The sequence below is a fragment of the Saccharopolyspora taberi genome, assembly GCF_039534165.1.
Taxonomy (GTDB): domain Bacteria; phylum Actinomycetota; class Actinomycetes; order Mycobacteriales; family Pseudonocardiaceae; genus Saccharopolyspora_D; species Saccharopolyspora_D taberi.
This window is the reverse complement of sequence record NZ_BAAAUX010000022.1, coordinates 1-7,750: the sequence shown is the minus strand read 5'-3', so window position 1 is coordinate 7,750 and position 7,750 is coordinate 1. Positions and strand designations below refer to the sequence as shown.

At 69.9% G+C, this 7,750-nt stretch carries 8 protein-coding genes; 6 read left to right on the top strand and 2 right to left on the bottom strand.

Translation table 11 applies throughout. The features are described 5' to 3' along the window. Nucleotides 1–444: PfkB family carbohydrate kinase (locus ABD691_RS26030; protein ID WP_344684060.1), on the top strand; the 444-nt coding region annotated here is incomplete at its 5' end. Between the two features lie 128 nt (nt 445–572). On the opposite strand, the gene ABD691_RS26025 is transcribed toward ABD691_RS26030, so the two are convergent. Next, nucleotides 573–917 carry a histone-like nucleoid-structuring protein Lsr2 gene (locus tag ABD691_RS26025; RefSeq protein WP_344684057.1) on the bottom strand — a complete coding sequence of 115 codons (345 nt, stop codon included), beginning with the start codon at nt 915–917 and terminating at the stop codon, nt 573–575. Between the two features lie 377 nt (nt 918–1,294). Between ABD691_RS26025 and ABD691_RS26020 the strand changes: the two genes are divergently transcribed. From ABD691_RS26020 to ABD691_RS26000, 5 genes are all read left to right on the top strand, one after another. Continuing rightward, nucleotides 1,295–1,753: a histone-like nucleoid-structuring protein Lsr2 gene (locus ABD691_RS26020; RefSeq protein ID WP_344684055.1), complete on the top strand. Its 459-nt coding sequence runs from the start codon at nt 1,295–1,297 to the stop codon at nt 1,751–1,753. 83 nt (nt 1,754–1,836) lie between these two features. Further along, nucleotides 1,837–3,444 carry an ABC transporter substrate-binding protein gene (locus ABD691_RS26015; RefSeq protein WP_344684054.1) on the top strand — a complete coding sequence of 536 codons (1,608 nt, stop codon included), beginning with the start codon at nt 1,837–1,839 and terminating at the stop codon, nt 3,442–3,444. 3 nt (nt 3,445–3,447) lie between these two features. After that, on the top strand, nt 3,448–4,407 hold the full coding sequence (locus tag ABD691_RS26010) for an ABC transporter permease (RefSeq protein ID WP_344684052.1): 960 nt from the start codon (nt 3,448–3,450) through the stop codon (nt 4,405–4,407). Continuing rightward, on the top strand, nt 4,404–5,306 hold the full coding sequence (locus ABD691_RS26005; protein ID WP_344684050.1) for an ABC transporter permease: 903 nt from the start codon (nt 4,404–4,406) through the stop codon (nt 5,304–5,306). Before ABD691_RS26010 ends, ABD691_RS26005 begins: the two co-directional genes overlap by 4 nt. Next, nucleotides 5,303–6,898: an ABC transporter ATP-binding protein gene (locus ABD691_RS26000; protein WP_344684048.1), complete on the top strand. Its 1,596-nt coding sequence runs from the start codon at nt 5,303–5,305 to the stop codon at nt 6,896–6,898. Before ABD691_RS26005 ends, ABD691_RS26000 begins: the two co-directional genes overlap by 4 nt. Nucleotides 6,899–6,959: 61 nt before the next feature. On the opposite strand, the gene ABD691_RS25995 is transcribed toward ABD691_RS26000, so the two are convergent. Then, nucleotides 6,960–7,145, bottom strand: a complete 186-nt coding sequence (locus ABD691_RS25995) for a hypothetical protein (protein ID WP_344684047.1) — start codon at nt 7,143–7,145, stop codon at nt 6,960–6,962. Between the last annotated feature and the right edge of the window lie 605 nt (nt 7,146–7,750).

The window sequence follows — 7,750 nt, the reverse complement described above, 5'->3', positions numbered from 1 at the left end:
CGCCGCAACGGCGTCCGGGTGGTGCTGACCCCGGCGCCGGCAGCCGAGCTGCCCGCCGACCTGCTGTCCAACGTGGATCTGCTGGTGCCCAACGAGCACGAGGCCGCCGCGCTGGTCGGCGAGCACGAGCCGGAGCGCGCGCTGGCGGCGCTGCTGGAGCTGGTGCCGGAGGTGGTGATCACACTCGGCGGCGAGGGATCGATCTACGGCAACCGCGCGGGCGAGGTCGTGCGGATGCCGAGCTTCCCGGTGCGGGCGGTGGACACGACCGCCGCCGGGGACACCTTCGCCGGCGTCCTCAGCCTCGCGCTGGGGGAGGGCGACGACGTCGAGCGCGCCCTGCGCCGCGCCTCGGCCGCCGCCGCGGTGTCGGTCCAGCGCGACGGTGCCAGCAGCTCGATGCCCACCCGGCAGGAGATCGCGGACTTTCTGGCCCGGGTCTGAGCACTCCCCGTAGTCCGCGCAATTACTGGCGGCGCATAAAGTCGACACGGGCGGTAAGAGCCCGAGTCCGTTTTCGCGGGTGGCCGGTTCTAATGCGGGTCAGTAGTCCGGCCACCCGCGGTCCGAGCTCACTGAGCGTTGTCGTACGCCTCGACGACCTCGGACGGAATCCGCCCCCGGTCGGAAACCTGCATGCCCTGTTCCCGGGCCCATTCCCGAATGGCCTGGTTGCGCTCGCGGTCGGCGGCGCTGGGGGCCGCCGCGGGCTTGTTCTGCTTGCCACCCGGGCGCTTGCGACCACCGGTGCGACGGGCGTTGGCCACGTAAGACGCCAAAGAGTCGCGGAGTTTGGCCGCATTCGCCGAGGACAGGTCAATTGAGTAGTTGACGCCGTCCAGGCCGAACTCGACCGTGGACTCGGCTTCCGAGCCGTCTACGTCGTCGACCAGCTGAACTGTGACCTTCTGTGCCACGGTATCCCTCGATTCCGGTTCGTTTTTCCGTCGTCTCCGCGACAGCTTACGGCGAAGAGCGAGCGAACAATAAACGATTGTTGCGGGAATGTTCCACTCAGTCCCCGTGGCCGGGATGGCCGATCGCGCCCGCTGTGTTTCAGATTACTTCCGGTGTTTTCGGCTGCGTTGCTACCGTGTCGGGGTGTGGGCCGGTGCGGCGGCGGTCGCCGCGCACGTGACCCGCACGGCGGTTATCCGCCGCCTCAGGTGCTGTTCTATCGTTGGGTACGAGACAACGGCGATCCCACGTGCTACAACGTGGTCGAGGGTCGCACTGGAGTCTCGCCTGTAAGTGTCGCGGATCGAGGCGGGGCACGTTCCCGAGACAGGTGATCATGGCAGAGCGGATTCAGGTCGAACTCGTCGACGACATCGACGGGTCTCCTGCCCAGCACACCGTCACTTTCGCGCTGGACGGCGTGACCTATGAAATCGATCTGAGCGAGCGAAATGCGCAGCGGTTGCGCGGCGTCTTCGAGCGCTACATCTCCCGTGCCAGGACCCCGCAGCGGGTCACCCGCGGCACCCGCGAGCAGGAACGCGAGGAGCGCGAGGCCCGGCAGGCGAACCGCCAGCTCACCGAGCAGATCCGCGGCGCGGCCCAGCGCACCAGGGAGCGGCTGAGCCAGAAGGCCCAGGAGCAGGAGACCGAGGCCGGCACCGCCGAGCCGGAGCTGCCCGCGCTGATCGAAGAGGCGCAGCCCGAGCCGAAGGCCCCCGGGCCGAAGGACAAGGCGACGGATCCCGCGGTGCCCGCGGTCTCGCTGCCGCAGTTCTCCTCCGCCGTCGACTGAAAGATTCCGGCCCGGTCACGGGCATGGACACGCAGTAGCCGGGGTCGTACCGTTTCGTCGATCAACGAATCGGGGAGGCCCCGTTGCGAGTTCGGTCCGGTCGGTGCGCGCGAGCCGCCGTGCTGGCCGCCGTACTCGGGCTGACCGCGTGCGCGCCGCTGGTCGACGTCGAGCGCACTGCCGCTGAACTGCGCACTTCCGTCGACGCGCCAACGGTTCGCGGGGGCGAGGCGGTGATCGCGCTGGACCAGGAACCGGACCGGCTCGACCCGACCCTGGCCACCACGCTCGCCGGCCGCCAGATCTTCGCGAGCACCTGCGAGAAGCTCTACGACGTCGATCCGGCGGGCCGCGTGGTCCCGCAGCTGGCCACCGTGCTCCCGCAGGTCTCGTCCGACGGGCGCGAGCTGACCATCCAGCTGCGCCCGGACGTCCGCTTCAACGACGGAACCCCGTTCGACGCCGAGGCGGTGCGCCGGAGCCTGGACCGGCACCGGCAACTTCCCGGCTCGGCGCGCCGGGTGGAGCTCTCGGCCGTCGAATCCGTCGAGGTCGCGGGCCCGCTGTCGGTTCGATTACGGCTGTCCGCGCCGTCGGCGCCGCTGCCCAGCGTGCTGGCCGACCGCGCGGGCATGGTCATGTCCCCCGCGCAGCTCGACCGCCTCGGCGAGAACTTCTCCGACCACCCGGTGTGCGTCGGCCCCTTCGAGTTCGACCAACGGGTCGCCCAGGACCGGATCGTGTTGCGCCGCAGCGATTTCTACTACGACCGCGACAAGGTCAACCTCGACCGGCTCGTCTACCGCGCGGTCCCCGACGACAACATCCGCGTCGCGAACCTGCGCTCGGGCGAGTTCGACGTGATGTGGGAGGCAGGCCCGCCGGACGTGCCGATCCTGGCGCGGGAGCCGGGAATCGTCCTGCTCAACACGCCCTCCGTGCAGTACGTGGGAATCACGGTCAACATCGCCAACGTCGAGGGCTCGCCCGGCGACGTGCCCGGCCCGCTGGCCGACGACCGGCGCGTCCGCGAAGCGCTGTCGCTGTCCATCGACCGGGCCACGCTCAACAAGATCTCGTTCAACGGCCTCTACCAGCCCGCCTGCGGACCGATCCCGCCGACCAGCGAGTTCGCCACCCCGCGCACCCAGGCGTGCCCGCCGCACGACGTGGAACGCGCCAAGCGGCTGCTCGCCGAGGCGGGTGTGCGCACCCCGCTGCGGGTGGAGCTGATGCTGGCCAACGACTCCACCTCGAACCGCACCGGCCAGGTCATCCAGGCGATGGCCGCCGAAGCGGGCTTCGACGTCGTCCTGCGCCCAACCGAGTCGACGAGCTCGATCGCGGCAGGCAGGAAGGGCCGCTTCCAGACCTTCCTGATCGGCTGGTCCGGCAGGCCCGACCCGGACGGCAACATCGCCGCGATGCACACCGCGGGCAGCTCGCAGAACTACAGCGGCCACGCCACGCCCGAGACCGACGTCCTCATCGGACAGGCCGCCGCCGAGCAGAACCCGGACCGCCGCCGCGAGCTCTACGAGCGGATCGTCGACCAGCTCCGGCAGCGCAACAACGTCATCTACCTCTACCGCCAGCAGTACTACACCGCGCACTCGGCGGAGCTGGCCGGAGTGGCGGTCTACCCCGACGGGATCATGCGGATGGCCACCGCCGGACACGTCAGGAGCTGAGGCATGCCGCGCGGTTACGCCCTCAACCGGATCCTCCAGTCCCTGGTGACGCTCGTGCTGGTCTCGCTGGTGGTCTTCGCCGGGTTGCGGGCGCTGCCGGGCGACCCGGCGATCGCGCTGGCGGGGCCGGAGGCCGACGACGCGGCGATCGAGCAGATCCGCCGGTCCTACGGCCTGGACCAGCCGATCCCGGTCCAGTACCTGACCTGGCTCGGCCGGGCCGCGCGCGGCGACTTCGGCGAGTCCGCGAGCACCGGCCTGCCGATCGGCGAGATCATCCTCGGCCGCATCCCGGTCACCCTCGAACTCGCCGCGCTGAGCCTGCTGTTCGCCGCCGTGGTCGGCCTGGCCGCCGGCGTGGTCTCGGCGGTGCGGCGCGGCACCGCGCTGGACTGGCTGGGCAACGGCTTCTCGCTGTTCGGCCTGTCGGTCCCGAACTTCTGGCTGGGCCTGATGTGCGTGCTGGTCTTCGCGGTGTGGCTGGGAGTACTGCCCGCGTCCGGCTTCGTCCCCCTGTCCGAGTCGCCGGCGGGCAACCTGCAACGCATGGTGCTGCCCGCCTTCGTGCTCGGCAGCGGCCTGGCGGCGGTGCTGATGCGGCAGCTGCGCTCGTCCATGTTGGACTCGCTGAGCTCCGACCACGTCCGCACCGCGCGGGCCAAGGGCGCGGGCGAGTGGCGGGTGGTCTGCGTGCACGCGCTGCGCAACAGCCTGATCACGGTGATGACGATCCTCGGCCTCCAGCTGGGCGCGCTGATCTCCGGAGCGGTGGTCACCGAGCAGATCTTCGTGCTGCCCGGGTTCGGCAAGCTGATGGTGGATTCGGTGTTCACCCGGGACTTCCCGGTCGTCCAGGCGGCGGTCCTGGTCACCGCCACCGGCTACATCGTCGTGAACCTGCTGGTCGACCTGCTGTACTCGGTTGTCGACCCCCGCATCCGGGTGCGTGGAGGCGCGGCATGACCCACGCCCTCCGGAGACGCCGGATCCTCGGCCGCCTCCTGCGCCACCGCACCGGAGCCTTCGGCCTGGCGCTGGCCGCGGTGCTGGTCCTGGTCGCGCTGGCCGCGCCGCTCGTCGCACCGGCGGACCCGGCGGCGGTCGACTTCGACCGCGTGCTCCAGCCCCCGTCGACGACGGCCTGGCTCGGCACCGACGAACTCGGCCGCGACCAGCTCTCCCGCGTGTTCCACGGAATCCGGTCGTCGATCGTCGTGGGCGTGCTCTCGGTCCTGCTGGCGCTGGTGGTGGCGACCCCGCTGGGACTGGTGGCCGGATACCGCCGAGGCGTCACCGACGCCGTTGTCTCCCGGGTCACCGACACCCTTCTGGCCTTCCCGTTCCTCGTGCTGGCCGTGGGACTCGCGGCGATCCTCGGCGCCTCGCTGCTCAACGCCGCCCTGGCGATCGGGATCTCCCAGATCCCCAACCTGATCCGGGTCGTGCGCGGGGAAGCGCTGCGCCTGTCCAATGAGGACTACGTCGCCGCGGCCGTCGCCGCCGGTGCCCGCAGCGGCACCGTCCTGTTCAGACACCTCCTGCCGAACTCGGTCAACGCCCTGCTGATCCAGATCACGGTCGCCATCCCCGCCGCGATCATCGGCGAGGCGCTGCTGTCGTTCCTCGGCCTGGGCGTGCAGCCGCCGACCCCTTCGCTGGGCGTGATGCTCGCCGCGGCGCAGACCTACTTCGCGCAGGCACCGTGGCTGGTCGTCTTCCCCGGGCTGACCGTGGTGCTGGCCACCCTCGGCTTCAACCTGCTCGGCGACGGCCTGCGCGACGCGCTTGACCCGCGTGGAGGACCGATGAGCGATGCTTTCCGGCCCGCCGACCGGTCCCGCGAGTTGTCGGGGCGCCGATGACTGTCCTGACCTGCACCGACCTCGTCGTCCGCTTCCACACCGAGGACGGCGGCACCGACGCGGTCCGGGGGATCGGGTTCGCGGTGGAGGAGGGCGAGATCCTGGCGGTGGTGGGGGAGTCCGGATCGGGCAAGAGCGTGACCGCGATGGCGGCGCTCGGCCTGCTCCCGCCGACCGCCGAGGTGACCGGCTCGATCCGGGTCAACGGCACGGAGATCGTCGGCTGCGCCCCGCGCGACCTGCGCCGCATCCGCGGCAACGAGGTCGCGATGATCTTCCAGGAGCCGATGACCTCGCTGAACCCGGTGTTCACCATCGGCTGGCAGCTGGTCGAGGCCATCCGCCTGCACACCGACCTGAGCACCCGCCGCGCCCGCGCCCGCGCGGTGGAACTGCTCGAAGCGGTCGGCATCCCCGAACCCCGGCGCCGTCTCCGCCACTACCCGCACCAGCTCTCCGGCGGGCAGCGCCAGCGGGTGCTGATCGCGATGGCGCTGGCCTGCGATCCCCGGGTGCTGATCGCCGACGAACCGACGACCGCGCTCGACGTCACGGTCCAGGCCGGGATCCTGTCCCTGCTCCGCGACCTGCGCGACCGGCTCGGCACGGCGATCCTGCTGATCACCCACAACATGGGCGTGGTCGCCGACATCGCCGACCGGGTGGTGGTGATGTACCGGGGCGAGGTCGTCGAGCAGGCGCCGGTGGAGCAGCTGTTCGCCGAACCGCAGCACGCGTACACCTCCGCACTGCTCGCGGCCGTGCCACGGCTGGAGGTCGTGCCTGCGCCCGAACCGGAGGAACCCCGGAACCCGGTCCTCGAAGTCGAAGACCTGGTCATGACCTATGCGGGCCACCGCGTGGTCGACGGGGTCTCGCTGCGGATCGACCGCGGAGAGGTACTCGGTCTCGTCGGCGAGTCGGGTTCGGGCAAGTCCACGGTCGGCCGTTGCGCCACCAGGCTCACCGAGCCCACGTCCGGCCGGATCGCCCTCGACGGGCAGGACATCACCCACCTCCCGGCCCGGAAGCTCCGCCCGTTGCGGCGCAAGGTCGGCATCGTTTTCCAGGACCCCGGCTCGTCCCTGGACCCGAGGATGCCGATCGGCGACAGCATCGCCGAACCGCTGCGGCTGCACCGCGTCGCGAGCGGCCGGGATCTGAAGAGACGGGTCGCGACCCTGCTCGACGCGGTCGAGCTCGGAGCCGGAACGCACCGCCGCTACCCGCACGAGCTCTCCGGCGGTCAGCGGCAGCGGGTCAGCATCGCCCGTGCACTCGCCCTGGAACCGGAACTCCTGATCGCGGACGAACCGACCAGCGCGCTCGACGTCTCGGTGCAGCGGTCGGTGCTGGAACTCTTCCTCGAACTGCAGGAGCGGCTCGACTTCAGCTGCCTGTTCATCAGCCACGACCTGGCGGTGGTCAACCACCTCGCCGACCGCGTCGCGGTCATGCACCAGGGGAGGATCGTCGAAACCGGAAGCACGGCCCAGGTACTGAACGACCCCGCCCACGACTACACCCGCAGGCTGCTCGCGGCCGCGCCGGTTCCGGACCCGGTCCGCCAGCGCGCGGGGCGCGCCGAATGACCTCCGGACGCAGAACCGCACCGCGCCCAGTACTGCGACGCGGTGCGGTCCGGAAGTCAGATCAGTCCTCGGCGCGGTGCCGCCGGCCCCCGCCGGACTTCGCCGCCTTCTTGCCCTCCGCCTTCGGCTGTTCGGCGCTCTCGGCCAGGGCGGCAGCGAACTCCGGAGGGGCGCTAGGACCCCAGTTGTTCTCCTCCGGATCGGTAAGCGTCTGCTGCAGCTCGGTGTAGATAGGCGTCGAATCCACTGCTACCCCCGTTCTGACGGTCGACACGACAGGCTACCTGCGTCGGCGCGCCCGATCCCGCAACGACGGGAGGTCCACCCGAACGTGCACTTCTCCTCCCGGCCATCCGCCCGCTCCCCGCAGAGCCCGTCGATTCAGCGTCTGACCTGCTGTTTTTCCCATTTGAGGGGGGTGGTGTTCAAGGGGTGTTCAGGGTGCCGTAGAGTTCTCCATGTCAGCGCGACACGGGCCGGGAAAACCGGGCCGGGCCTGGCGGAAAGCTTCTAGGTTGACAACTTGATGCGGTCTCTCCGGTGGAGATGCGGGGTGCGGGACGGAAACGGACCCCCCTGGAAACGCCGGAAACGGGGCCTGCTAGAGTTATCGACATAAGCGAGAGGAAATGCTCCCCGGAGCTTTGCGGCCTAGTGTGGTTGCGGGTGATGGTGTGGGTGTGTTCTTTGAGAACTCAACAGCGTGCCGATGATTTAGGTTAGTGTAGCTTTTAAGCTAGCCCCCGAATCATGCACACAGGTTTTGTGTGGTGGTTTGGGTTTCTTTGAGTATCACGCTCCGACCCCTGTGGGGTTGTTGAGTGTGTGCTGGGATTGTTTCAACAAGGCATT